General features: G+C 67.8%; 19 protein-coding genes. 13 read left to right on the forward strand and 6 right to left on the reverse strand.

What is annotated here, in order from left to right; genetic code table 11:
• Positions 1-21: 21 nt before the first annotated feature.
• On the reverse strand, positions 22-2,391 hold the full coding sequence (locus Q9Q95_RS10325; RefSeq protein WP_306096666.1) for a S8 family peptidase: 2,370 nt from the start codon (positions 2,389-2,391) through the stop codon (positions 22-24).
• Positions 2,392-2,514: 123 nt separating this feature from the next.
• Between Q9Q95_RS10325 and Q9Q95_RS10330 the strand changes: the two genes are divergently transcribed.
• The 4 genes from Q9Q95_RS10330 to Q9Q95_RS10345 all read left to right on the forward strand — a co-directional run bounded on the left by Q9Q95_RS10330 (position 2,515) and on the right by Q9Q95_RS10345 (position 6,077).
• Positions 2,515-3,177 (forward strand): pyrimidine 5'-nucleotidase, encoded by a 663-nt coding sequence (locus Q9Q95_RS10330; protein ID WP_306096668.1) that lies wholly within the window; start codon positions 2,515-2,517, stop codon positions 3,175-3,177.
• Position 3,178: 1 nt separating this feature from the next.
• The gene (dapD, locus tag Q9Q95_RS10335) at positions 3,179-4,000 is read left to right on the forward strand and encodes a 2,3,4,5-tetrahydropyridine-2,6-dicarboxylate N-succinyltransferase (RefSeq protein ID WP_306096670.1); all 822 of its coding nucleotides are present in this window, start codon (positions 3,179-3,181) and stop codon (positions 3,998-4,000) included.
• Between the two features lie 102 nt (positions 4,001-4,102).
• Positions 4,103-4,867, forward strand: coding sequence for a tryptophan 2,3-dioxygenase (locus Q9Q95_RS10340; RefSeq protein WP_306096672.1), 765 nt, complete (start codon positions 4,103-4,105; stop codon positions 4,865-4,867).
• 97 nt (positions 4,868-4,964) lie between these two features.
• Complete coding sequence (locus Q9Q95_RS10345) at positions 4,965-6,077, forward strand: aminotransferase class V-fold PLP-dependent enzyme (protein WP_306096673.1); 1,113 nt, start codon at positions 4,965-4,967, stop codon at positions 6,075-6,077.
• 116 nt (positions 6,078-6,193) lie between these two features.
• Here the strand turns inward: Q9Q95_RS10345 and Q9Q95_RS10350 are convergent, their stop codons facing one another.
• A complete protein-coding gene (locus Q9Q95_RS10350) occupies positions 6,194-6,631 on the reverse strand; it encodes a CoA-binding protein (RefSeq protein WP_306096675.1) in 438 nt (145 codons plus the stop codon).
• A gap of 2 nt (positions 6,632-6,633) precedes the next feature.
• Positions 6,634-7,596, reverse strand: coding sequence for an Mrp/NBP35 family ATP-binding protein (locus tag Q9Q95_RS10355; protein ID WP_306096678.1), 963 nt, complete (start codon positions 7,594-7,596; stop codon positions 6,634-6,636).
• Between the two features lie 70 nt (positions 7,597-7,666).
• Here Q9Q95_RS10355 and hflK point away from each other — a divergent pair, with 70 nt between their 5' ends.
• The 5 genes from hflK to Q9Q95_RS10380 all read left to right on the forward strand — a co-directional run bounded on the left by hflK (position 7,667) and on the right by Q9Q95_RS10380 (position 15,181).
• The gene (gene hflK, locus Q9Q95_RS10360) at positions 7,667-8,794 is read left to right on the forward strand and encodes a protease modulator HflK (RefSeq protein WP_306096680.1); all 1,128 of its coding nucleotides are present in this window, start codon (positions 7,667-7,669) and stop codon (positions 8,792-8,794) included.
• Entirely contained in the window at positions 8,791-9,648 is an 858-nt protein-coding gene (hflC, locus tag Q9Q95_RS10365) for a protease modulator HflC (RefSeq protein ID WP_306096681.1), read from the forward strand. Before hflK ends, hflC begins: the two co-directional genes overlap by 4 nt.
• 94 nt (positions 9,649-9,742) lie before the next feature.
• Positions 9,743-11,251, forward strand: coding sequence for a Do family serine endopeptidase (locus Q9Q95_RS10370; protein ID WP_306096682.1), 1,509 nt, complete (start codon positions 9,743-9,745; stop codon positions 11,249-11,251).
• A 70-nt stretch (positions 11,252-11,321) separates the two neighbouring features.
• Positions 11,322-12,938, forward strand: a complete 1,617-nt coding sequence (locus Q9Q95_RS10375) for a helicase HerA-like domain-containing protein (RefSeq protein WP_306096684.1) — start codon at positions 11,322-11,324, stop codon at positions 12,936-12,938.
• 221 nt (positions 12,939-13,159) lie between these two features.
• Positions 13,160-15,181, forward strand: a complete 2,022-nt coding sequence (locus tag Q9Q95_RS10380; protein WP_306096686.1) for an OPT family oligopeptide transporter — start codon at positions 13,160-13,162, stop codon at positions 15,179-15,181.
• A gap of 147 nt (positions 15,182-15,328) precedes the next feature.
• Here Q9Q95_RS10380 and Q9Q95_RS10385 read toward each other — a convergent pair whose 3' ends face one another.
• The 3 genes from Q9Q95_RS10385 to queF all read right to left on the reverse strand — a co-directional run bounded on the left by Q9Q95_RS10385 (position 15,329) and on the right by queF (position 19,513).
• Positions 15,329-16,615 carry a glycoside hydrolase family 130 protein gene (locus tag Q9Q95_RS10385; protein ID WP_306096688.1) on the reverse strand — a complete coding sequence of 429 codons (1,287 nt, stop codon included), beginning with the start codon at positions 16,613-16,615 and terminating at the stop codon, positions 15,329-15,331.
• A gap of 38 nt (positions 16,616-16,653) precedes the next feature.
• Positions 16,654-18,927, reverse strand: coding sequence for a glycosyltransferase family 4 protein (locus tag Q9Q95_RS10390; RefSeq protein ID WP_306096690.1), 2,274 nt, complete (start codon positions 18,925-18,927; stop codon positions 16,654-16,656).
• A 139-nt stretch (positions 18,928-19,066) separates the two neighbouring features.
• Positions 19,067-19,513, reverse strand: a complete 447-nt coding sequence (gene queF / locus Q9Q95_RS10395) for a preQ(1) synthase (protein ID WP_306096943.1) — start codon at positions 19,511-19,513, stop codon at positions 19,067-19,069.
• Between the two features lie 54 nt (positions 19,514-19,567).
• On the opposite strand from queF, the gene Q9Q95_RS10400 reads away from it, so the two are divergent.
• From Q9Q95_RS10400 to Q9Q95_RS10415, 4 genes are all read left to right on the forward strand, one after another.
• Positions 19,568-20,401, forward strand: a complete 834-nt coding sequence (locus Q9Q95_RS10400; RefSeq protein ID WP_306096692.1) for a sulfurtransferase — start codon at positions 19,568-19,570, stop codon at positions 20,399-20,401.
• Entirely contained in the window at positions 20,398-21,582 is a 1,185-nt protein-coding gene (metC, locus tag Q9Q95_RS10405; protein ID WP_306096693.1) for a cystathionine beta-lyase, read from the forward strand. The genes Q9Q95_RS10400 and metC overlap by 4 nt, the downstream gene beginning before the upstream one ends.
• Entirely contained in the window at positions 21,582-22,871 is a 1,290-nt protein-coding gene (locus tag Q9Q95_RS10410; RefSeq protein ID WP_306096695.1) for a mechanosensitive ion channel family protein, read from the forward strand. Before metC ends, Q9Q95_RS10410 begins: the two co-directional genes overlap by 1 nt.
• A gap of 173 nt (positions 22,872-23,044) precedes the next feature.
• A complete protein-coding gene (locus Q9Q95_RS10415; protein ID WP_306096945.1) occupies positions 23,045-24,184 on the forward strand; it encodes a GNAT family N-acetyltransferase in 1,140 nt (379 codons plus the stop codon).
• The last annotated feature ends 143 nt before the right edge of the window (positions 24,185-24,327 follow it).

Raw genomic sequence — 24,327 nt, forward strand, 5'->3', positions numbered from 1 at the left:
GCGGCCAAGCCCCGTTTCGACCTACCAGCCGAGGGTCAGTCGTACTGCTCCGCCCTTGTCGCCGGGAAAGGCGGCATAATTGCCGGGATTGCGGCGCAGGAACAGGTTGCTGCTGAGCTCGCCGCCGAGCAGCGGCCACGCATAACGCAGCTCATAGTCGATCTCGCGGCCCTGCGGTGCGAGATTGATGAAACCCTTGTCCCACGCGCTGACCGCCATCGCCGAATAATCCCAATCACTGGGCAGCGCGAGGTTGATCCCGCCGCTGGCGACGCGCAGCGGCTGGGCGATGCGGAAGCCGAAACTGTCTCCCGCCGTCAACAGATCGTCCTTGCCGAGATCGGCGGCGAAGGCATTGGTGCGGATCAGGCCGCTGCCCCGCACGCCGCTGCGCAGCTCCGCGCGGGTCCAGCCCTGCCGCATCGAGCCGCCGAGCGACCAGCCCGCGCCCATGAAATAGCGCAGCCCTAGATCGACGAAATTGCTGTCGGCACGCGCCGCGCCGAGCCCGCCGCTGAAGCGGGCGCCGAGCAAGGTATCGCGCTCGCGGAGCCGGGTCAGCGACAGGCCGGCGCGCAGATCGCCGAAGCGGCGATCGAGCCCGAGCGTGGTGCGCCAATAGCCCGAGCGTTGCGCGTCCCAGCGGAGCGCGGCGAATGGAGTGTCGCGGCGGCTGAGCACCTGCCCCTGCTCCTGCGCGAGGCTGACGCCCCAGCGTCCGAGCGACTGGCGGACCGCGACCGAACCGCGGACATCGACATCGAAGCCGGCGCTGTGCAGCGGATCGCGCGCGACCAGAAAGGCGGGCTCGTCGCGGCCGGCGAGCCGCGCGACGAGCGTGTTCCCGCTCTCCGACGCGCCGATCGCGAACTGCGCCTTGCCGCCGAGCCTGCCGCTCACCGTGGCGGCGAGCATCCGCGCGACATCGGCGTCGCGCGTGCCGATCCCGAGCCGCTCGATGCGGATCGAATCGCGCGCGGGGACCAGCGACACCGCGACGCTGAGATCGCGGACGCCCACCGAAAAGCTGCGCTGACGAGTCGCCATCAATGCCGGCAACCGCCGTGCCGGACCCTGACGGACGATCGTGCGCGCGAGTTCGGTGGCGAAGGCGCGATCGAAGGAATCGAGCACGACGGCGCCGAGCGCGGCTTGCCTGGCGTCGCCCATGGGACCCGAGAGTGCGCCGTTGACCCCGGTGGAGACCGCTCCGGTCGATCCGGCGAGCGAAGTCGTGCCCACCGGCTGGAACGCCCGGGTGAGATCGAGCACGCCGCGGCCATAGACCGGGTCGATGCCCGCAGCGCCGACATCGCGTGCGGTGGCATAGAGCAACTGGACGATCTGCGCGCCGGTGAGGTTCGGGAAGGCCTGGGCGAGCAACGCCACCGCGCCGGCGATCTGCGGCGCGGAGAAGGAGGTGCCCGACCAGAGCAACGGGGTATTGCTCTGGTCCGGCGCGCGCACCCGCTCGCCGACCGCCGCCAGATAATTGTTGGCGCCGGTGCCGGCGCGATTGCTGAAGCTCGAAATCTGATCTCCGGAGCCCACCGAGCCGGCGATGATCACCAGCCCGCGCGCGCCCGCGCTCGCCGCGGCGCCGCCGGCGAAGGGATCGGGATTGACGCCTTCGGGCTGATCGCCGTCATTGCCGGCCGAGATCACGATGACGATGCCGGCCGCGGTGGCGTTGCCGATCGCCTGGAGCAAGCGGGCGTTGGGCGGGTCGCCGCCCAGCGAGATGTTGACCACGCGCGCGCCGCCGGTCCGCGCCGCGTCGAGCCCGGCGGCGATCGCATTGTCGCCGAAGCTGCAGCCGCTGTCCGCGTCGCCATTTTCGGTGGCGCAGCTGCCGGGGGCATCGGCACGCGCCACGATCAACTGGGCGTCGAACGCGACCCCGTGGGTGCCGGCATCGTTGCGCCGTCCCGCGATCGTGAACGCGACCGCGGTGCCGTGCCCGCCTTCGTCGTCGATGCTGCTATTGCCCGCCGCGGCGATCGAGGCGCCGGAGATGCGACAGCTGCCGGTGCCGATTCCGCCCGAGCAATCGCCGAACTCGGCGCTCTGCAAATCGATGCCGCTGTCGATCACGCCGACGCGGATGCCCGCGCCGGTGCCGCCATGTTCATAGGCAGTGAGCGCATTCATCGAGACCGCGCCCGCGGTCGCGCGATATTCGGCGGTGTCGTATTGCACGCCCGGTACCGGCGTCGGGGTCGGGGCGGGTATCGGGGTGGGCGTCGGAACCGGGGTGGGCGTCGGAGCCGGAACCGGCGCGGGGATCGGCGCCGGGCGACTGCTCCCGCCGCCGCCGCCGCACGCGCCGAGCGCGAGGAGACCGCCGATCGCAGCGGTTCGCATCAGACGCGCATCCACAAGTGCCCGCATCGATTTCATCCCTGTCGAAGAGGATCGGCAACGCAGATAGTTCCGCATAGTTTACCGTAACTTAACGCTATTCCTCCCTGCCGCCTTGCGGCACTGGCGTCCACTCCGTAGAGCCCCGGACATATGCTTCCCGAGCTCGCGCACATCCGCAACTGGATCTTCGATCTGGACAATACGCTCTACCCGGTGAGCGCGAACCTGTTCGCGATGATAGATGCGCGGATCGGCGAATATGTCCGCAATCTGCTGAACTGCTCGCCCGAGGAGGCGCATCGCATCCAGAAGGGCTATTTCCATGCCCATGGCACGACGCTGTCGGGGCTGATTGCCGAGCATGGGGTCGACCCGGAGCATTATCTCGCCGACGTCCACGACGTCGACATGGGCGTGCTGGAGCGCAACGAGGCGCTGATCGAGGCGCTGGCACGGCTGCCCGGGCGCAAATTGGTCTTCACCAACGGCGACGCGCCTTATGCCGGCAAGGTGCTCGAACGGCTCGGCCTCGGCGAGAGTTTCGAGGCGATCCACGACATCCACGCCACCGACTATCGCCCCAAGCCGGATCCCCTCGCCTATCGCGGGCTGTGCGATGCCTATGGTCTCGATCCGGAGCAGTCGCTGTTCGTCGATGACATGGCGCGCAATCTGAAGCCGGCCAGGGCGATCGGCATGACCACCGTGTGGATCGACAACGGCTCCGAACAGGGGCCGGACGAAGACCGCAGCTTCATCGACTATAAGGTCAGCGACCTCGGCCGCTGGCTGCACGAAATATTGGAGGATTGATTTGACCGACCTCGCATCGACCATCGACGCCGCGTGGGAGAACCGCGCGGATCTCGGCTTCTCGACCACGGGCGCCGTGCGCGAGGCAGTGGCCGAAGCGCTGAACCTGCTCGACAGCGGCGAAGCGCGGGTGGCCGAACCGACCGCGGACGGCGGCTGGCAGGTCAATCAATGGCTCAAAAAGGCGGTTCTGCTGAGCTTCCGGCTCAACGACAATAGGGTGATCGAGGGCCCGGGCGGGGCGAACTGGTTCGACAAGGTGCCGAGCAAGTTCGCCGGCTGGGACGAAGCCGCGTTCCGCAGCGCGGGCTTCCGCGCGGTGCCCGGATCGATCGTGCGGCGCGGCGCGCACATCGCCAGGGGCGCGGTGCTGATGCCGAGCTTCGTCAATATCGGCGCCTTTGTCGGCGAAGGCACGATGGTCGACGGCTGGGCGACCGTCGGCAGCTGCGCGCAGATCGGCAGGAACGTCCATCTTTCGGGCGGCGTCGGCATCGGCGGGGTGCTCGAGCCGCTCCAGGCCGATCCGGTGATCATCGGCGACGGCGCGTTCATCGGCGCGCGCGCCGAAGTCGCCGAGGGGGTTCGCGTCGGCGAGGGCGCGGTGCTGTCGATGGGGGTCTATCTCGGCGCCTCGACCAGGATCATCGACCGCGCGACCGGCGAAGTGCATCGCGGGCATGTGCCGCCTTATTCGGTGGTGGTGCCGGGCACGGTGCCGGGCGAGGCCGGCAAGCCGGGGCTGTATTGCGCGGTGATCGTCAAGACGGTGGACGCCCAGACGCGGAGCAAGACCGGGATCAACGAATTGCTGCGGGACTGAGTAGTGCTCCTGCGAAAGCAGGAGCCCAGAGCCACAGACGATCCGCTCGCGGCCCCGGGCTCCTGCTTTCGCAAGAGCACGGAAATGGCCTAAGGCTCCGTCATGACCCAACCCATGACCTATGGGCGCTATCTCGCGCTCGATACCTTGCTGGCGTCGCAGCATCCGCTGTCGGACCGCGACGACGAATTGCTGTTCATCATCATCCATCAGACCAAGGAGCTGTGGCTCAAGCAGATGATCGTCGAGATCCGCTCGGCGCTCGCGCTGGTCCGCGCCGACAAGCCGGTCGAAGCGTACAAGTCGCTCGCCCGGGTGAGCCGGATCCAGGCGGTGATGACCCTTAGCTGGGACGTGCTCGCGACGATGACGCCGTCCGACTACACCCGCTTTCGCGAAGTGCTGGGGACCAGCTCGGGCTTCCAGTCGGACCAGTTCCGGGCGGTCGAGGCGATGCTGGGCCTGCGCGGCGGCGGGGTGCCGGGGCCGCTCACCGTGGAATTCGCCGCCGTGCCGAGCCTGTGGGACGAAGCCAATGCCGCGCTCGCCCGTGCCGGTTTCGCGCTGCCCGCCACGGCATTGGCGCGCGACTGGCGCGAACCCTATGTGCCGAGCAAGGCGGTCGAGGACGCCTGGGCCGAAATCTATCGCGACACCGCGGGCAATTGGGAGCTGTACCAGCTCGCCGAGAAACTGGTCGACATCGACGACGCGCTCGCGACGTGGCGCCACAAGCATGTCCTCACGGTGAGCCGGGTGATCGGGATGAAGCCGGGCACCGGCGGCACGGCCGGCGTGCCCTATCTCGAATCGACTCTGGCCAAGCGCGCCTTTCCGGAACTGTGGTCGCTGAGGACCCAATTGTGATGCCTGGCTTTTCCGGTTCCCCTGCGAAAGCAGGGGCCCGGGGCCGCGAGCGGGTCGCCCGTGACTCCGGGCTCCTGCTTTCGCAGGAGCACGGCGCGTGACCAGCTACAAGCGCCTGTTCCAGCGCGCGATCGCGGCGGCGCCCGAGCGGCTGCATTTCGCCGCGCATTCGCACCATCTCTGGCCCGACGCCTCCTATGTCGGCCAGCTCGCCGCGTGGGAGGACGGGGTGCGCCTCGCCGACCGCAAATGGGAGCGGGTGATGGGCGAGATCTGGCCCGCGGCGCAGCGCCATGTCGCGACCGAATTGGGGCTGCCCGACCCGGCGACGATCGTGTTCGCACCGAACACCCATGAATTGCTGCTGCGCATCGTCTCGGCGCTGCCGCGGCGGCCGCTGCGGATTTTGGCGAGCGACGGCGAGTTCCACAGCTTCCGCCGGCAGAGCGCGCGCTGGGAGGAAGCCGGCAGCGCCACGGTCGAGCGGGTGCCGCTCGACCAGGTCGTCACGCGCGCGGGATCGGGGGAGCACAATTTGATCTTCGTCAGCCAGGTCCAGTTCGGCACCGGACATGTCTTCGAGCGCATCGCCGAACTGGCGGCGCTGGCGCGGCCCGAGGGGCCGTGGGTGGTGATCGACGGCTATCACGGCTTCATGGCCATGCCGACCGATCTGTCGGCGGTGGCCGACCGGGTCTTCTACCTCGCCGGCGGCTATAAATATGCGATGGCAGGCGAGGGCTGCGCGTTTCTCCACGCCCCACCCGGCTTCGGGGCGCGGCCCGAGATCACCGGCTGGTATGCCGAATTCGACGATCTGTCCTTGCCGCCGGGCAGCCTCGGCTACGCCCCCGACGCGCGGCGCTTCCTCGGCGCGACCTTCGATCCCTCGGGCATCTACCGCTTTGTCGCAGTGCGCGACATGCTGCGGCAGGAAGGGCTGACCACGCCCGACATCGCGGCGCATGCGGGGGCGCTCAAGGCCGCGTTGCTGGCCGCGCTGCCGATCGAGGCCGAGTTGCTCAACGCGGAATCGCCGGCGCGCTTCCTCGCGCTCCGATCGCCCGAGGCGTGGCGGTGGAAGGCCCAGCTCGAGGCCGAGGAGGTGATCGTCGACGTGCGCGGCGACGTGCTGCGGATCGGCTTCGGGCTGTATCAGGATGCGCGCGATCTGGACGAGCTGATCGCGGCGTTGCGGCGGCTCACCTGACCCTTCGTCACCCCGGACTTGTTCCGGGGTCCACCCGGCTTCACGCGAAAAGCCCCAGCTTCTTGTCCAACCATTGCTGCCTGGTGAACCCCGGCCCAAGGCCGGGGTGACAAGGTTCAATGCGCGCCGCCGACCATCGGCACGCCGAGCCGGGGGATGTCGATCTTGGGGCAGCGATCCATCACCACCTTGAGCCCGGCCGCCTCGGCGCGGGCGGCAGCCTCCTCGTTGATCACGCCGATCTGCAGCCAGACCGACTTCGCCCCCGCCGCGATCGCCTCGTCGACGGCCTCGCCCGCCGCGATCGGACGGCGGAAGATGTCGACCATGTCTACGGCCACGCCAATCTGGGCGAGCTCGCGGAAGACGAATTCGCCGTGGATATGCTCGCCGGTGATCTGCGGATTGACCGGGATCACCCGATAGCCGCGGCTCTGGAGATAGGCCATCACGCCATAGCTCGGCCGATCGGGCCGGTCCGACGCGCCGATCATCGCGATCGTCCGGGTCTCCTCGAGCAATTGGCGTATGTCTTCGTCGCGCGTCAGCGGCATGTTCAGCCTCCTGCGGTGAGCCAGTCGTCCAGCCTTGCCGCCAATGCGGCGAACGTCTCCGCGTGCGGGCCGTTCCCTGCGGCGGGCGGATCACCGGCGTCCGAGGCGGTGCGGATCGCCAGCTCGAGCGGGACCCGCCCGAGGAAGGGCAGCCCCATCCTGCCCGCCGCCGCCTCGGCGCCGCCGCTGCCGAACGGATCCGAGATCTCGCCGCAATGCGGACAGGCATAGCCGCTCATATTCTCGATCACCCCGATGACGGGCACATTGACCTTGGCGAACAGATCGATCGCGCGGGTGGCGTCGATCAAGGCGAGATCCTGCGGCGTCGAGACGATGATCGCGCCCGCCGGCTTGTGCTTCTGGACCATGGTCAATTGCAGATCGCCGGTGCCCGGCGGCAGATCGAGGATCAGTATCTCGGCATCGCCCCAATCGGCATCGACCATCTGGCCGAGCGCGCCGCCGGCCATCGATCCGCGCCACGCGATCGCCTGTCCCTCGGGCACCAGTCCGCCCATCGACAGCAGCGGCACGCCGAATTTGGTCTCGACCGGAATCAGGGTCTTTTCGCGCGCCTGCGGCCGAATGCCGTCGACGGCGAGCAAACGGGTCTGCGAGGGTCCGTAAATATCGGCGTCGACCAGCCCGACGCGCCGCCCGCGCCGGGCCAAAGCGATCGCGAGATTGGCCGCGACGGTGGACTTGCCCACCCCGCCCTTGCCGCTGCCGACCGCGATCAGCCGCCGCGTCCGCCGCTCGCTGGTGAGCAGCACGCGCACCTCGGTCACGCCCGGCGATGCTTCGGCGGTCCGCCGGACATCGGCCTCGAGCTCTTCGCTCGCGGCCTTTCCCAGGCCGGTGACGTCGAGGACGATGCTCGCCTTTCCGCCTTCGAATCGGACCGTGGCGCGGTCCGCCGCGATCGGTGCCAGCGCCGCTTTCAAGCTGTGGACATCATTCATTACACGCCAGATAGGCGCACAATCGCCGGCTGCCACTGTAAATCCACGGATGCCGCCTTATAAAGGCAGGATGGTGAACCAATCGGGCTGGCGCGGACTGGCCGGCATCTTCAAGAACGAAGCTCCCAAGAGTCCATGGGGCAGTGGCGGCGGAAGCGGCGGTTCCGGCAACGGCGGCGGTTCAGGCAATGGCGGCGGCGGCGGCCCCCGCAACCCCTGGTCCTTCCCGCCCGACGGCAAGCGTCCCCGACCCGGCGCGACCAGCCTCGACGAATTGCTCAAGCGCGCGCGCGGCGGCGGCGGCCCGGGGATTCCCGGCCTTCCCAGCGGCAGCCGGCTATGGACCCTGGTGATCGGCGCGCTGCTGCTGATCTGGGTCTTCTACACCAGCACGCACTCGATCGGCCCGCGCGAGCGCGGCGTGGTGACGACGCTCGGCAGCTATTCGCGGACGCTCGGTCCCGGCAGCTTCCAGTTCACCTTGCCCGCGCCGCTGCAGCTGGTCGACGTGATCGACGTCGCCAATATCCGCACCGAGAATTTCCCGACCGGCGGCGAGAATCTGATGCTGACCGGCGACCAGAACATCGTCGATCTTGCCTATTCGGTGCGCTGGGACATCAGCAGCGCGGTCGATTACAAGTTCCAGATCGCGCGGCCCGAGGACACCGTCCGCGCCACTGCCGAGAGCGCGATGCGCGCGGTCGTCGCCACCACCAGCCTCAACGAAGCGATCGGCCAGGGCCGCGCGCGCATCGAGGGGCAGGTCCAGGCATCGATCCAGCAGATCCTCGACCAATATCATTCGGGTATCCGCATCCAGGGCGTCGCGATCCAGAAGGCCGCCGCCCCGCAGGCCGTGGACGAGGACTTCAAGCAAGTCACCGCAGCGCAGCAGGAGGCGCAGGCCAACAAGAACAACGCCAATGCCTATGCCCAGCAGGTGCTCGCCGCCGCGCAGGGCGAGGCCGCCGAGTTCGACAAGATCTACGAGCAGTACAAGGCCGCGCCCGAAGTGACGCGCCGCCGCATCTATTACGAGACGATGGAGCAGATCCTGTCCCGCACCAACAAGACGATCGTCGAGGCCCCAGGCGTGACGCCCTATCTGCCGCTGCCCGCGCTTCGCGGCGGCGGCGGGACTCCCGCGGCTGACGCCCCGGCCCAGCCCCGCACCCAATCGGGAGCGGCACGATGACCCTGAGCTGGCTGCGCAGCCCGATCGGCATCGCAATTGCCGTGATCCTCGCGCTCGTGGTGCTGATGAGCACCGTCGCGATCGTCCCCGAGAGCAAGCAGGCAGTGATCCTGCGGCTCGAGCAGCCGCATCGGACGGTCAACGCCTACAAGCCCAACGAGCAATATGGCCGCACCCAGGCAGGGCCGATCTTCCGCCTGCCGTTCTTCGACCGCATCGTCTGGGTCGACAAGCGCGTGCTCGACATCGACCTGCCCAACCAGCCGGTGCTGTCGACCGACCAGTTGCGGCTCGAAGTCGACGCCTATGCCCGGTTCCGCGTGGTCGATCCGCTGCGCATGGTGGTGACCGTGGGTTCGGAGGAGCGCGTCCGCGAGCAGCTCCAGCCCTTGTTCGGCTCGTCGCTGCGCAACGAGCTCGGCAAGCGCACTTCGGCGACCCTGCTCAGCCCCGAGCGCGGCGAAGTGATGGACAATATTCAGAACGCGCTGCAGCGGCTGGCCAGCCAGTACGGCGTCGAGATCGTCGACGTCCGCATCAAGCAGACCGAGCTGCCGAGCGGATCGCCGCTCGAGAGCGCACTCAACCGCATGGCGACGGCGCGGCGGCAGGAAGCGGCGACGATCAAGGCCCAAGGCCTCAAGGAAGCGCAGATCATCCGCGCCACCGCGCAGGCGCAGGCCGCGCAGGTCTATGCCCAGGCGTTCAACAAGGATCCCGCTTTCTACGATTTCTACCGCGCGATGCAGTCGTACCGGACGACCTTCCTCGCCCAGGGCGAGGGCAAGGGCGAGACCTCGGTGATCCTGTCCCCCCAGAACAGCTATCTGCGCGAGTTCATGGGGCAACGATGATCCTGCAGCTTCGTTCATATTCAATCAGCGTTCAGCAACCGGGCGCGACAACCGCGCCCGAACGCTTACCCGTCCTTTGAGAGGATTCGCCCACGTGCGTTACGTCTACGCTCTTACCACTGCCCTTGCCCTTGGTGGCGCCGCCACTGCCCTGACGCTGAATCACCCCGCCGGCGCGCAGACCGCGCAGAACGAGCCGGGCGCGATCCAGGCGAGCGTGCCGCGCGCCGGCGCGCCGATGAGCTTCGCCGACATGGTCGCCAAGCTGCAGCCGGCGGTGGTCAACATCTCGACCACCCAGCGCATCACCGTCCAGCAGCAGAATCCGTTCCAGGGCACGCCGTTCGAGATGTTCGGCCGCGGCCAGGGCGGCGGTCCGGTGACCCGTCAGGCCGAATCGCTGGGCTCGGGCTTCCTGATCTCGGCCGACGGCTACATCGTCACCAACAACCATGTCGTCACTGCGGGCACGCGCGGCGCGGTGGTCGAATCGATCACCGTCACGCTGAACGACCGCAAGGAATATAAAGCGCGCCTGATCGGCCGCGATGCCTCTTCCGACCTCGCGGTTCTCAAGATCGACGCCACCGCGCTTCCCTTTGTCCGCCTCGGCGATTCGAACCAGGCGCGAGTCGGCGACTGGGTGGTCGCGATCGGCAGTCCGTTCGGCCTCGGCGGATCGGTGACCGCGGGCATCGTCTCGGCGCTGCATCGCTCCACCGTGGGCGGCGCGTTCGACCGCTTCATCCAGACAGACGCCTCGATCAACCGCGGCAATTCGGGCGGCCCGCTGTTCGATCTCAACGGCAACGTGATCGGGATCAACTCGCAGATTCTGTCGCCGACCGGCGGCAATGTCGGCATCGGCTTCGCCATCCCTTCGACCGAAGCCAAGCCGATCCTCGACCGGCTGATGAAGGGGCAGACGATCCAGCGCGGCTATCTGGGCATCCAGATGCAGGACCTGACCGCCGACCTCGCCGATTCGTTCGGCGTGCCCAAGGGCAACGGCACGATCGTCGCGCGCGTCGAGCCGGGCCAGCCCGCCGAGAAGGCCGGCATCCGCCAGGGCGACGTGATCGTCCGGGTCAACAATCGCGACGTCACTCCCGACCAGACCTTGAGCTATCTGGTCGCCAATGTGCCCCCCGGCACGCGGATCCCGATCGAGCTGGTGCGCGACGGCAAGCGCCAGACCGTGACGCTCACCCTCGGCACCCGCCCGCCCGACGAGGAGCTGGCGCAGCAATTCGACCTCGAGGACAATGACAGCGGCCCCGGTGCGCAAGACGGCGATACGATGGGTGCCGCCTCGCTCGGCATCGCGGTCACCCCGCTCACTCCGCAGATCGCGCGCCAGATCGGCGCCGACACCAATGCGCAGGGCGTTGTGGTGCTCGGCGTCGATGCGAGCAGCGACGCGGCCGGCAAGGGCCTTGCCCGCGGCGACCTGATCACCACTGCGAACCGCACCCCGGTGCGCAACGCCGCGGATCTGGCGCGGATCGTCGGCCAGGCCAAGAGCGCGGGCAGCAAGCAGGTCGTGCTGTTCATCCAGCGCAAGGGCGTAGGCCGCTACGTGCCGGTGCAGATCCCGAACTGATTGCGGTCTTTTGGGCTGACGAAATGCCCGTCTTTCCCCTAGAACCGCCTTCTGAACAAGGAGTGCGGTGATGGCGGGAGAGACGGGCATTTTCGTGGGCGCGGCCGGCACTGCCCGGCAGGAATTGGTGCTCCGCCGCGCGAACCGTCACGGGCTGATCGCCGGCGCGACCGGCACCGGCAAGACCGTGACCTTGCAGGTGCTCGCCGAGGGTTTCTCGGCGGCGGGCGTGCCGGTGTTCGTGTCGGACGTGAAGGGCGATCTTTCGGGGCTCGGCATGGCCGGATCGCCGACCGCGAAGACCCACGAGATCTTCGCGAGTCGCGCGCGCGAGATCGGCGACACCGCATGGCGCTACGACGCATTGCCGGTGCAGCTCTGGGATTTGTTCGGCGCCCAGGGCCACCCGATCCGCGCGACGATCTCCGAGATGGGTCCGCTGCTGCTCGCGCGGCTGCTCGACCTCAACGAGACGCAGGAAGGCGTGCTCAACGTCGCGTTCCACGTCGCCGACGAGGAGGGCCTGCTCCTTCTCGACATGGACGATCTGCAGGCGATGCTCGCGCATTGCGCCGAGCGGGCAAGCGAGCTCTCGACCAAATTCGGCAACATCACCAAAGCCAGCGTCGGCACGATCCAGCGGCAATTGCTCCAGCTGCGCAGCCAGGGCGCCGAGAATTTCTTCGGCGAGCCCGCGCTCGACATAAGCGAGTTCATCCGCACCGACGACCGCGGCCGCGGGGTGGTCAACATCCTCGCCGCGGACAAGCTCATGGCGAGCCCGCGGCTCTATGGCAGCTTCCTGCTGTGGCTGCTGTCCGAGCTGTTCGAGGTCCTTCCCGAGATCGGCGACCCCGACAGACCGGTGCTCGTCTTCTTCTTCGACGAGGCGCATCTGCTGTTCGACGACGCGCCCAAGGCGTTGCTCGACAAGATCGAGCAAGTCGTGCGGCTGATCCGATCGAAGGGGGTCGGCGTCTATTTCATCACCCAAAATCCGATCGACATTCCCGAGGACGTCGCCGGGCAGCTCGGCAACCGGGTGCAGCACGCCTTGCGCGCCTTCACGCCGAAGGACGCCAGGGCGGTGCGATCGGCGGCGGAGACCTTCCGCGCCAATCCGCAAGTCGACGTCGCCACGGCAATCACCGAATTGAAGGTCGGCGAGGCCTTGGTGTCGGTGCTGCAGGAAGACGGATCGCCCTCGCCGGTCGAGCGCACCCTGATCCGCGCGCCGGGCACGCGGGTCGGCCCGCTGACTGCCGAGGAACGCGCATTGCTGGTCACCACCGACGCGGTAGCCGACAAATACGACGTGGCGGTCGACCGCGAATCGGCCGAGGAGATGCTCCGCGCCAAGGCCGAGGAAGCCGTCGCCGCGGCGGCCGAGGCGCAGGCCGACAACGAAGCGGACAAGGCCGCCGCCGCCCAGGCCAAGGAACAGGCGCGGCTCGCCAAGGAGGCCGAGCGCACCCGCCTCGCCACCGAGCGCGCGCAGGCGACCGCGACTTCGCCCTGGGCCAAGATGGCAACGTCGGCGGCGCGCTCGGCTTCGTCGTCGCTGGGGCGTCAGGTCGCCAACGAGATCGGCCGCGAGATCTTCGGCGGCGGCAGCCGGCGGCGCTCGGGCGGCGGGCTCGGCGCGCAGCTGGTGCGCGGGGTGCTGGGCGGGCTGTTCAGAGGCTAGCCCACCTACTCAGCCGTCACCCCGGCCGCAGTGCCGGGGTCCACCAAGGGGCTGGAGGACAAGCAAGAGGCGCGAGCCCTTCCTTCGCGGCGCAGTGGACCCCGGCACAAGGCCGGGGTGACGGTTTGGTGTGCCTCCACCGCCCCCGCCGCCACGCAATGAAATTGCCCATCCCCGCTTCTTGTGCCTAAGCTCGGCGAAACCTCTCCAAGGAGCGCCGAATGGCCACCGCCCCCCGCCCGCTTTCCGAACTGACGCTGCGCGGCGTCCTCCTGGGCGCGCTGATCACGATCCTGTTCACGGCCGCCAACGTCTATGCCGGTCTCAAGGTCGGGCTGACCTTCGCCACCTCGATCCCCGCCGCGGTGGTCTCGATGGCGATATTGCGCTTCTTTCGCGGCAGCTCGATCCTCGAGAACAACATCGTCCAGACGATCGCCAGCGCCGCGGGCACGCTCGCCGCGATCGTGTTCGTGCTGCCCGGGCTGATCATGGTCGGCTGGTGGTCGGGCTTTCCTTATTGGACCACGGTCGCGGTGTGCGTCACCGGCGGCGTGCTCGGCGTGATGTTCTCGGTGCCGCTGCGCCGCGCGCTGGTGACCGGGTCCGACCTGCCTTATCCCGAGGGCGTCGCCGCCGCCGAAGTGCTCAAGGTCGGCTCGAACAGCCGCGCGGGCGATGTCGAGAACGCCAAGGGCCTGCGCGTGCTCATGCTCGGCGCGCTGTTCTCGGGCGCCTTCGCGCTGCTCGCCAAGATGAAGCTGGTCGCCGACGAAGCAGGCAAGAACTTCGCGGTGGGCGGCACCGCCACCGGCTGGTCGACCAGTTGGTCGATGCTGCTGATCGGCGTCGGGCACCTCGTCGGCATCTCGGTCGGCGCGGCGATGTTCTTCGGAATGATCATCTCGTGGACCGTCCTCGTCCCGTACTTCGCCTCGGGCGGCGACCTGTCGGCGGGGATCGATGCGTTGGTCGGCGGCACTTTCCGCGGGCAGGTGCGCTTCATCGGCGCGGGAACGATCGGCGTCGCGGCGATCTGGTCGCTGCTCAAGATCATCGGGCCGATCGTCGCCGGGCTGCGCTCGGCGCTGGCCGCATCGCGCGCACGCGGCGCAGGCGAAACGCTCGACATCACCGAGCGCGACTTGCCGATCGGCGTGGTCGGGCTGGTGACTTTGCTGATCCTCGCGCCGATCGCGTGGCTGCTCTGGGACTTTTCGACCGGCGGGCCGGTGCACGATTATCCGGCGGCGGTGATCGGCGGTTCGCTGGTCTATGTGCTGATCGTCGGCGTGCTGATCGCAGCGATCTGCGGCTATATGGCCGGGCTGATCGGCGCGTCGAACTCGCCGGTTTCGGGCGTGGGCATCCTCGCGGTGCTCGGCGCGTCGCTGCTGCTGGTGGCGATCTTCGGGCACGAGGCCGATCCGACGCGGACCAATGCGCTGATCGCCTATGCCTTGTTCACCACGGCGATCGTCTTCTCGATCGCGACGATCTCGAACGACAATCTCCAGGACCTAAAGACCGGCCAATTGGTCGGCGCGACGCCGTGGAAGCAGCAGGTCGCATTGGTGCTGGGGGTGATCTTCGGCAGCCTCGCGATCCCGCTCGTGCTCGACCTGCTCAAGGACACGCTCGGCTTCGTCGGCATGCCCGGCGCCGGGCCCAACGCGCTGTCGGCGCCGCAGGCGGCGTTGATCTCGTCGATCGCCAAGGGCGTGCTGGGCGGCGACATTGACTGGGGGCTGATCGGGATCGGCGCGGCGATCGGCGCCGGCGTCATCGCGATCGACGAGTTGCTCGGCCGTTCGGGCAAGATGCGCCTGCCGCCGCTCGCGGTGGGCATGGGCATCTATCTGCCGATGGGGCTGACCCTGCTGATCCCGGTCGGCGCGCTGATCGGCCATTTCTACAATCGCTGGGCGGCGCGGCGCGCGAATCCGGAATTCGCCGAGCGGATGGGCGTGCTCGCCGCGACCGGGCTGATCGTCGGCGAGAGCCTGTTCGGGGTCGCCTTTGCCGGGATCCTCGCCTGGGCCAACCGCAACTCGCCGATCCCGCCGAACGACGCGCCGCTGGCGATCATGGGCGAGGGTTTCGAGAGCGTGGCGATGTGGCTGGCGCCTTTGTTGTTCTTCGGGCTGATCGCGCTGGCTTATGCGGTCACCCGGCGGATGGTGGCGAGCGTGCCGCCGGTGAGCGAACCGCCGGTGGATCAGGACATCGCGAATTATCGGTGATGGCCAAATCCTCCCTCGCTTTAGCGGGGGAGGTGGCACGCGCAGCGTGACGGAGGGGGCTGGGCCGCAAGCGATTAGCTCGCGGATATGCCCCCTCCACCACTTCGTGGTCCCCCTCCCCCGCTTCGCGAGGGAGGATGTAGAACCTCACCCCATCTGCTCGAGCAGGGCTTTGATCGGCACGAAGGCGAAGGCGACCGAGCTGTCGGCCACGCCGTAGGGGATGAACAATTTGTCGCCGTGGCGGATCGCGCCGCAAGTGTAGACCACGTTGGGGACATAGCCCTCGCGGTCCTGATCGGCCGCCGCCAGCAGCGGCTCCTTCGAGCGTGCCAGCACCTTGGTCGGATCGTTCTTGTCGAGCAACGCCGCGCCGATCGAATATTTGCGCATTGCGCCGACGCCGTGGGTGAGCACCAGCCAGCCTTCGTCGACTTCGATCGGCGGGCCGCAATTGCCCATCTGGACGAGCTCCCACGGATAGCACGGCTTGATCAGCAGCTCGCCGCCTTCCCAATGGGTGATGTCGTCCGAAGCGTGGAGGAAGATGTTCTCGCCGTCCTGGCGGCCGAGCATCATATATTGGCCGTTCACCTTTCGCGGGAACAGCGCCATCCCCTTGTTGCGCGAGGCGCCGCCGGTCATCGGGACGAGATCGATCGCGCGCCAGTCGCGCGTGCGCATCAGTTCGGACTGGATCACCGAGCCGTTATAGGCGGTGTAGGTGCCGATCCACTCCTCGCTGCCGTCGTCATGGGTGAAATGGCAGATCCGGAGATCCTCGAGCCCGTTCGACTGCGCCTTGGTGATCGGGAAGATCACCGTGCCCGACAGCGTCGAATCCCGGTGCCGATACACCGTCACCGGGCCTTCGGGGATCTTGTCCTCATCCTCCTCGCGCGCATCGGCCGCAGTGGCGAAGGGGGGTTCGGGAGCGAGGCTGAGTTCGTTCCTGTCGGTGATGATGCCCTCGCGGAACGAGACAGAGGAGATGTGCCCCTCGCCGACCGCGCGCAGCGACATCAGGATGCGCATGCTGCCGCGCGGCATCCCCGACTGATCGTAATGCGGCACCGCGCTGGGATTCATCAGCGCGGCAGCCGCATAGCTGTATTCGTGGCAGAAATAGGCGCCGAGCAACTGGCGCTTCTCGTCGCCGATCGTCGCGCCGTCGAGATTGAGCATTTGCTCGATCTCGTCATAGCGGGTCATGAACACCCGGCGCGTCTGCCAGTGGCGCGCCTCGAAATCCTTGAGCACGATCTCGAGCTGCGCGCTCGCCTCGCCGGGCGACATCGCCAGCACCTCGTTGACGATGCGCTCCGAACGGCTCGGCCCCGAGCCGTTCTGCGCCCAGGCGATATGGAACGGACGAACCACCACGCGCGAGGGATCGGCCCGGAGCCGCAGCGTGTGATTGAACAATTCCTGCATTCGTACCCCGCTGAATCCCTCGCGCCGGCGCGAAGGGTTCACGCGACGGCGGTGCGGCGGGTGCTTGCCACGTTTTCGGCGGGCTTTGAAAGTACGGAAATCGCACAATTGGCCAGTTGGAGCGCCAAAATAGACTCGGCGCCCTGATTCCGGTTCAAACCGTTGGGCATCAGCCCGTCGAAACAGCCGCCGTCCTGCGCCGTCGCGAGCGGAAGCTCGAGGTCGTTCGCGCCGAGATACCAGCGATAGGCTTTCATCGCCTCTCCATACCAGCGCCGGTCGCCGGTGACTTCCCACGCGGCGGCGCAGGCATCGACGGTGGCCTGCGCCTCGAGCGGCTGCTGGTCGAACGGCAGCGGCTCGGCATAGGGCCGGCCGAAGCTCTCGCTGCCGACCGCGCGGAATCGACCCTCGGGCGAAGTCTGGCGGCCGACGATCCAGTCGAGCGTCTCGAGCCCGACATGGATGAAATCCTGGCGACCGAGCGCCTTGCCGGCGCGGAGCAGCGCTTCGGGCAAGCGGGCATTGTCATAAGCGAGGACGATCTCGAACCATTGCCATTCGGGGCGGCGTGCCTGATCGAGCAAGGTGATCAGCTCCTCGCCATAGCGCGTCAGGATCGTGCGCGAGAGCGCATGGCCCGGATGCGCCTCGATCATCGCCGCGGCGCCGAGCATCGCGAAGGCATGGCTGCGCGGCGCCTCGAGCTCGAGCGCGATGGAAGCAGTATTGTCGAACAGCATCGACGCCCAGTCGCGGTGCTTCTGCGCGCGCGCGTCACGCGCGGTGACGCCCAATGCCCAGATCGCGCGGCCGTTCGAATCTTCCGAGCCGACATCCTCGCACCACGTACGATCGAAGTTCATGAAATTGCGGAAGCGGCGCTGATCGGGGTTCCACGCATATTGGACGAACCCGCCATAGATGGTGGTCCACTTGTCGCGAACGCCCTCGTCGATCCCTTCGATCTTGCACATCAGGATCAGCGCGCGGGCATTGTCGTCGATGCAATAGCCGTGGCGGCGATCGGGCACCGAATAGATCGAATGCTGGAGCATCCCGGTCGAGTCGCTCATCCGCTCGACGGCGGCGATATCGGGCTGGAGCGTGGCCAGCTCGGCGGTCGACCGGGCGAAGCGGCGCGGCCGCGCGGCGACGATCGCGGCCAGTTCCGCCATCGCATTTTCGGCGAGGCGCGGCCAGACCATCGTGCGGCCGCGGGCATAAGCGCGCTGCGCCAGCGCCAGCCGGGCCCGATCGTCGCTCAGCAGCCGATCGATCTCGCGCGCAAAGGCGGCGCTGTCGCCGAAATCGACGAGGACGCCATGATCGTCGCCGAGGATCTCGGTCGCATGGACATAGGGCGTCGAGATCACCGGCTTGCCGACGCCGACCGCGTAGGACAGCGTGCCCGAGGTGATCTGCGCCGGATTATTGTACGGCGTGACATAGAGGTCGGCCGCCTGGAGATAGCCGATCAGTTCATCATGCTCGACGAACGCGTCGATGAACTGGACGTGCCCCGCGACGCCCTTTTCCTCGGCGAGCGCCCGCAACCGGTCGCGATAGGCTTCGCCTTCGTGCGCGACGAGATTGGGGTGCGTCGCACCGAGGATCACGTAGAGCGCCCGCGGATGATGCGCGACGACCTGCGGCAGCGCCGAGATCACCGTCTCGAGCCCCTTGTTGGGCGCGAGCAGCCCGAAGGTCAGCACGACTTCGCGGCCTTCCCAGCCGAAATCGGGCTTGAGACTGTCGGGATCGACGAACGGGCGCTCGGGAACGCCGTGCGGGATCATGACGATGCTCTTGTCGTCGGCGCCATGGACGCGCTTGAGAATGTCGCGGCCCTTTTCGGCCATGACGATGATCCGCGACGAGCGGCGCAGCAGCGCCTCCATCACCCGGCGCTCGTCGGCGCTCGGGCGCTCGAGCACGGTGTGGAGCGTGGTGATCACCGGGATCGACAGGCGATCGATCAAGGCGATCAGGAACTCGCCGGCGGGCCCGCCATAAATGCCGTATTCGTGCTGGATCCACAAAGCCTGCGCGCCGCTGGCCTCGATCGCGCGGGCGGTGTCGACATAAGCGGCACGCTCGTGCTGCGGGATCGCGCGGGTGACGGCTTCGGGATAGTCGTACCTGCCGGGATGATCGTCCATCGCGAAGACGTCGACGCGAAGATCGGGATAACGCTGCTTCAGCGCGTTGTAGGTATCGGTCGTGTAGGTCGCGAGGCCGCATTTGCGCGGGAGAAAGTTGCCGATGAGCGCAAGATGCCTGATACCCGGAGCCAACATGAACGGCGCCATTTCTCTTCCTTCGCTACTGCAACAATTGGGTCGTCACGACCCTCTCGAAGCCTCCTCAACTCTTGCAAAGGAATATGGTTTCACTTTTGCTGCAATGCAACGTAGAAGAATCCGACGAACCGTTTCGTAAATCTGGCGTTCAGCCTCGGCCGCGATATCCGGGCACGTCCTGCGCGGGGATCCAGACGCCGGCCGGCGGCTCGCCCGACTGCCAGAAGACGTCGATCGGGATGCCGCCGCGCGGATACCAATAGCCGCCGATCCGCAGCCATTTCGGCTTCATTTCATCGAACAGCCGCTCGCCGATGCCGACGGTGCAATCCTCGTGGAACGCGCCGTGATTGCGGAAGCTGCCGAGGAACAATTTGAGCGACTTGGATTCGACGATCGTTGCGCCGGGGACGTAATCGATCACCAGATGCGCGAAATCGGGCTGGCCGGTGATCGGGCACAGCGACGTGAATTCGGGCGCGGCGAAGCGGATCATGTACCGGCTGCCGGGGCGCGGATTGGCGACGTAATCGAGCTCCGCCTCCCCGGGAGTGGCGGGAAGCGACGAGGTCTGGCCGAGATGCTTGGGTTCCATCGGCGCCATGTAGGTGATCGACGCGGGCTTTGCATCCTTCTAGGACCCGAAAGGATGGACGCACTTGTAACGACAGACTGGCTCGCGGACCAACTCGGCGCCGACGGACTCGTGGTGCTCGACGCCACCTACACCTCGACCTTGCCCGGATCGGCGAGGCAGGATCCACGCGCCGAATATGCCGGCGGGCATATCCCGGGGGCGCTGCTGCTCGATCTCGACACTTTGGTCGATGCGGGAGACCCGCTGCCGTCGATGCTGCCGCCGCGCGACCTGTTCGAGGCGCGGATGGCGGCGTTGGGGATCGATGCGGCAAGCCGGGTGGTGCTGTACGACAACAGCCCGCACCATACGTCGTGCCGGGCGTGGTGGGTGCTCGGGCGCTTCGGCATCGCGGCAAGCCTGCTCGACGGCGGCATTGCCAAATGGAAGGCCGAGGGGCGGCCGCTGGCGCAGGATGCGCCCTCCCCCGCGCGCTCGACCTTCGAGGCGGGAATGCCGCGAACGCAGGTGCGCAGCCTCGCCGAGATGCGGGCGACCGACGAGCAGATCGTCGACGCGCGCTCGGCGGCGCGGTTCACCGGCGAGGAGCCCGACCCGCGCAAGGAATGCTCCCCCGGCCATATTCCGGGGTCGAAGAACATTCCCTATGGCCGCTTCTTCGAAGCCGACGGCAGGTGGAAGCAGCCGGATGCGATCCGCGCGGTGTTCGCGGATGCCGGCCTCGACCCGAGCAAGCCGCTGGTCGCCACCTGCGGATCGGGGATCACCGCGTCGGTGATCGCGTTCGCCGGGCATCTGATCGGCCGCGACGTGCCGGTCTATGACGGTAGCTGGTCCGAATGGGGGGCGCATCCCGATACCGAAAAGGCTTTGGGACCGGCATGAGCGACGAGAAGGACGCGACCAAGGTCGTTCAGGCCGGGCGCCGTGACGAATGGACGCAGGGGGTGGTCAACCCGCCGGTGTGGCGCGCCTCGACGATTCTCTACGACAATGTTGCCGATCTGCGCGCCCGCGGCGCGGCCGATACCCACCACAAGCTCTTCTACGGCCGCCGCGGCACTCCGACGCAATGGTCGCTGGCCGAGGCGCTGACCGAGCTCGAGCCCGGGGCCGAGGCGACCCTGCTCTACCCCTCGGGCGTCGCGGCGATCGCCTCGGCCTTGCTCGCCGTGCTCGCGCCGGGCGACGAATTGCTGCTGGTCGACAATGCCTATGATCCGACGCGCGGGCTGGCGAGCGGGCTGCTCAGGCGGTTCGGAGTCACCACGACCTTCTACGATCCGCTGATCGGCGCGGGGATCGCCGAACTCTGCACCGAGCGGACCAGGGCGATCTTCATGGAGAGCCCGGGCAGCCTGACCTTCGAGGTGCAGGATATCCCCGCGATCGTCGGGGTGGCCAAGGCGCGTGGGATCACCACCTTGCTCGACAATACCTGGGCGACGCCGCTGCTGCTCCCCGCGATCGCGCTGGGGGTCGATTATTCGATCCTCGCCTGCACCAAGTACGTCGTCGGCCATTCGGACGTGATGCTGGGATCGGTGACCGCCGCGGAAGGGCAATATCAGCGGCTGCGCGCGGCGACCTATCAGCTCGGCCAGACCGCGAGCCCCGACGACGCCTGGCTCGGCGCGCGGGGGCTGCGGACGATGGCGGTGCGGCTGGAGCAACATGGCCGCTCGGCGCTCAAGATTGCCGAATGGCTCGAGGACCGGCCCGAAGTGGCGCGGGTGCTCCATCCGGCGCTGCCCGATTGCCCCGGCCACATGACCTTCGCGCGCGACTTTCGCGGGGCATCGGGATTGTTCTCGTTCGTGCTCAACGGCGGCGGCGAGGCGGCGCGCGCGGCGCTGATCGACGGCCTCAGGCATTTCGGCATCGGCTATAGCTGGGGCGGCTATGAGAGCCTCGCGATCCCGGTCGATCCGCAGCGTTATCGCAGCGCGACCAGATGGGAGGCCGAGGGGCCGATGGTGCGGCTGCAGATCGGGCTCGAGGATTGCGACGATCTCATCGCCGATCTCGAGGCCGGGCTCGCCCGCTTCGCCGCGGTGCGCGGGTGATGGAACGACTCGGGGCCTGGCTGGCGGGACATAATCTGCCGGGCGCCCACGAGCTTTCCGAAGCCGCGATCGCCGCCGGGCTGGCGGCGCTCGCGCTCGCTCTCGGCTGGCTGGCGGGGCGCCATATCGGCACCCGGATCGCGGCTGCCTGGGCCGAGCATGTCAACGGCAACGCCGCGCATTTCTCGTTGCGCGTCTGCGCGATCATTCGCTGGGGCACCGCCGCGATCCTGCTCGCGACCGTCGCGGCGAGCTGGCCATGGACCCCGCTGGCGGCGCTGGCGCTCGGGCTGATCGAAGGGTTCGCCGTCGCGATGCTCGCGGTCGGCGTGCTGCGCGGGCTCAATCTGCCGCGCTGGGCGGCGTGGACGCTGGCGGCGCTCGCCTTCACTGCGATCCTCAGCAACGCGATCGGCGGCTTCGCGGTGATCGAGGCGACGCTCGACCGGGTCGGCATCCAGGTCGGGCAACGGCGCCTCTCCTTGCTCTCCGGCCTGACCGTCGGGATCACCGTGCTGTTGCTGTTCGCCGGGGTGCGGCTGGTCAATCGCGTGCTGACCCATTCGATCGGCAGCGCCCGCGGCTTCGACGCGACCCAGAAACTGCTCGTCCAGAAGCTCGCGGCGATCGCCGTGGTGGTGCTGGCCTTCTTCATCGGCGTCGATCTGCTCGAGATCGACCTGACCGCGTTCGCGGTATTCTCGGGCGCGTTCGGTCTCGCGATCGGCTTCGGGCTGCAGAAGACGATCGGCAATCTGATCGCGGGGATCATCCTGCTGATGGACCGTTCGATCAAGCCGGGCGACGTGATCGTCGTCGGCGACAGCTTCGGCTGGGTCAACAAGATCGGCGTGCGCGCAGTCTCGGTGATCACCCGCGACGGCAAGGAGCATCTGATTCCCAACGAGAATCTGATGACGCAGGAAGTGGAGAACTGGTCGTACACCGACCGCAACGTCCGCGTCCGCATCCCGGTGACGGTCGCTTATGATTGCGATCTCAAGCTCGCCCAGGAACTGATGCTGCGCGCCGCCGCCGAAAGCCCGCGGGTGCTCAACAACCCGAAGACCAATGTCTGGCTGATGGCGTTCGGCGAAAAGGGCGTCGAGCACGAGATCCTCGCCTGGATCAGCGATCCCGAGAGCGGCGTCGGCAATGTGCGCAGCGACGTGCTCAACCGGTTGTGGCTGCTGTTCAAGGAGCACGGGATCCACATTCCCTACCCGGTGCGCGACGTGCGGGTGACGCAATGGCCGGGGGCACCCGACGGCCAGAGCAGCATAAGCTAGGAGACTATCGCAATCCTCCCCCGCCAGGGGGAGGTCAGGCGCGGCCCAACGGAGGGGGGAATCACTGGCCGCAGTGAGTTCCTCCGTCGCCTTCGGCGCCACCTCCCCCCGGCGGGGGAAGATAAGTGAAGCCCCCCCTCCCGCTTCGCCGTGACTGCGCCTATCTTGCGGCGGTGCGTTCCCGACCGATTACCGCCCGTATCGCCGATGGCGTCGCCTCGATCCCCTCGGCCGAGTGGGATGCCTGTGCGGGGCCCGGCAATCCGTTCGTCTCGCACCGCTTCCTGTCGATCCTCGAACGCTCGGGTTCGGCGAGTGCGCGGGCCGGCTGGCAGCCGCTGCCGATCATGGTCGCGGGTGCGGAAGGGTGCGCCGCGGCGGTCGCGCCGGCCTATGTCAAATCGCACAGCCAGGGCGAATATGTCTTCGACCATGGCTGGGCCGATGCATGGGAGCAAGCCGGAGGGAGTTATTATCCCAAGCTGCAGGTCGCGGTGCCGTTCACGCCGGTCCCGGGGCCGCGACTGCTGCTGCGCGACGCGACTGCCGCGCCGGCGCTGATCGCCGCGATCGAGGCGGTGACCGACCAGAACGGCCTGTCCTCGGCGCACGTGACCTTCGTGGAGGAAGCCCAATTGCACTGGTTCGAGGCGGCGGGATGGCTGGTCCGCGCGGGCACCCAGTTCCACTGGCAGAACCACTGTTATGCCGGCTTCGACGACTTCCTCGCGGCACTCTCCAGCCGCAAGCGCAAGGCGATCCGCAAGGAGCGCGCGGCGGCGCTGGAGGGCCTGACCGTGCGCCATTTGACCGGGAGCGAGATCAGCGAGGCGCATTGGGACGCTTTCTGGCAATTCTATCAGGACACCGGATCGCGCAAATGGGGCCAGCCCTATCTGACCCGCGCCTTCTTCTCGCTGCTCGGTGCCGAAATGGCCGACGCGACGCTGCTGATCCTCGCCGAGCGCGACGGCGTGCCGATTGCGGGCGCGCTCAATCTGATCGGCGAGGATGCGCTGTACGGACGCTATTGGGGCGCGATCGAGGAAGTGCCGTTCCTCCATTTCGAGCTTTGCTATTACCAGGCGATCGACGCGGCGATCGCACGCGGGCTGGCCAGGGTCGAGGCCGGGGCGCAGGGCGAGCACAAGCTCGCGCGCGGCTATGGCCCGGTGACGACCTGGTCGGCGCATTATATCCCCAATCCGGGCTTCCGGCGCGCAGTGGCCGATTTCCTGCAGCGCGAGCGCGCGGCAGTCGAGCGCGAGCAGGAGTGGCTCGGCGAGATGATGCCGTTCCGGCGCGAGGGGTGAGGTTTCGCGCGAAAGCGCGAAGAAGAGGTTCGCGCAGAGGCGCAGAGGACGCAGAGGAGGGTATGCGCGAAGACCGTCTCGCGCTGCCGGTAGCGTCCGATCTGTTGCTTGCGTGAGTTCCTGCCGCTGCCGCGGCGCGTGAT

The sequence above is a fragment of the Sphingomonas sp. DG1-23 genome (genome assembly GCF_030730875.1).
In the GTDB taxonomy this organism is placed as follows: Bacteria; Pseudomonadota; Alphaproteobacteria; order Sphingomonadales; family Sphingomonadaceae; genus Sphingomonas.

What these genes read in the sequence shown, in the direction of transcription:
- Q9Q95_RS10380 (WP_306096686.1), top strand. Translation starts at nt 13,160, where the DNA reads ATGGCCACCGCCCCCCGCCCGCTTTCCGAACTGACGCTGCGCGGCGTC.
- Q9Q95_RS10385 (WP_306096688.1), bottom strand. Translation starts at nt 16,615, where the DNA reads ATGCAGGAATTGTTCAATCACACGCTGCGGCTCCGGGCCGATCCCTCG.
- Q9Q95_RS10330 (WP_306096668.1), top strand. Translation starts at nt 2,515, where the DNA reads ATGCTTCCCGAGCTCGCGCACATCCGCAACTGGATCTTCGATCTGGAC.
- Q9Q95_RS10340 (WP_306096672.1), top strand. Translation starts at nt 4,103, where the DNA reads ATGACCCAACCCATGACCTATGGGCGCTATCTCGCGCTCGATACCTTG.
- Q9Q95_RS10325 (WP_306096666.1), bottom strand. Translation starts at nt 2,391, where the DNA reads ATGCGGGCACTTGTGGATGCGCGTCTGATGCGAACCGCTGCGATCGGC.
- Q9Q95_RS10410 (WP_306096695.1), top strand. Translation starts at nt 21,582, where the DNA reads ATGGAACGACTCGGGGCCTGGCTGGCGGGACATAATCTGCCGGGCGCC.
- queF (WP_306096943.1), bottom strand. Translation starts at nt 19,513, where the DNA reads ATGGAACCCAAGCATCTCGGCCAGACCTCGTCGCTTCCCGCCACTCCC.
- Q9Q95_RS10390 (WP_306096690.1), bottom strand. Translation starts at nt 18,927, where the DNA reads ATGGCGCCGTTCATGTTGGCTCCGGGTATCAGGCATCTTGCGCTCATC.
- Q9Q95_RS10355 (WP_306096678.1), bottom strand. Translation starts at nt 7,596, where the DNA reads ATGAATGATGTCCACAGCTTGAAAGCGGCGCTGGCACCGATCGCGGCG.
- metC (WP_306096693.1), top strand. Translation starts at nt 20,398, where the DNA reads ATGAGCGACGAGAAGGACGCGACCAAGGTCGTTCAGGCCGGGCGCCGT.
- hflC (WP_306096681.1), top strand. Translation starts at nt 8,791, where the DNA reads ATGACCCTGAGCTGGCTGCGCAGCCCGATCGGCATCGCAATTGCCGTG.
- Q9Q95_RS10400 (WP_306096692.1), top strand. Translation starts at nt 19,568, where the DNA reads ATGGACGCACTTGTAACGACAGACTGGCTCGCGGACCAACTCGGCGCC.
- Q9Q95_RS10350 (WP_306096675.1), bottom strand. Translation starts at nt 6,631, where the DNA reads ATGCCGCTGACGCGCGACGAAGACATACGCCAATTGCTCGAGGAGACC.
- hflK (WP_306096680.1), top strand. Translation starts at nt 7,667, where the DNA reads ATGGTGAACCAATCGGGCTGGCGCGGACTGGCCGGCATCTTCAAGAAC.
- Q9Q95_RS10375 (WP_306096684.1), top strand. Translation starts at nt 11,322, where the DNA reads ATGGCGGGAGAGACGGGCATTTTCGTGGGCGCGGCCGGCACTGCCCGG.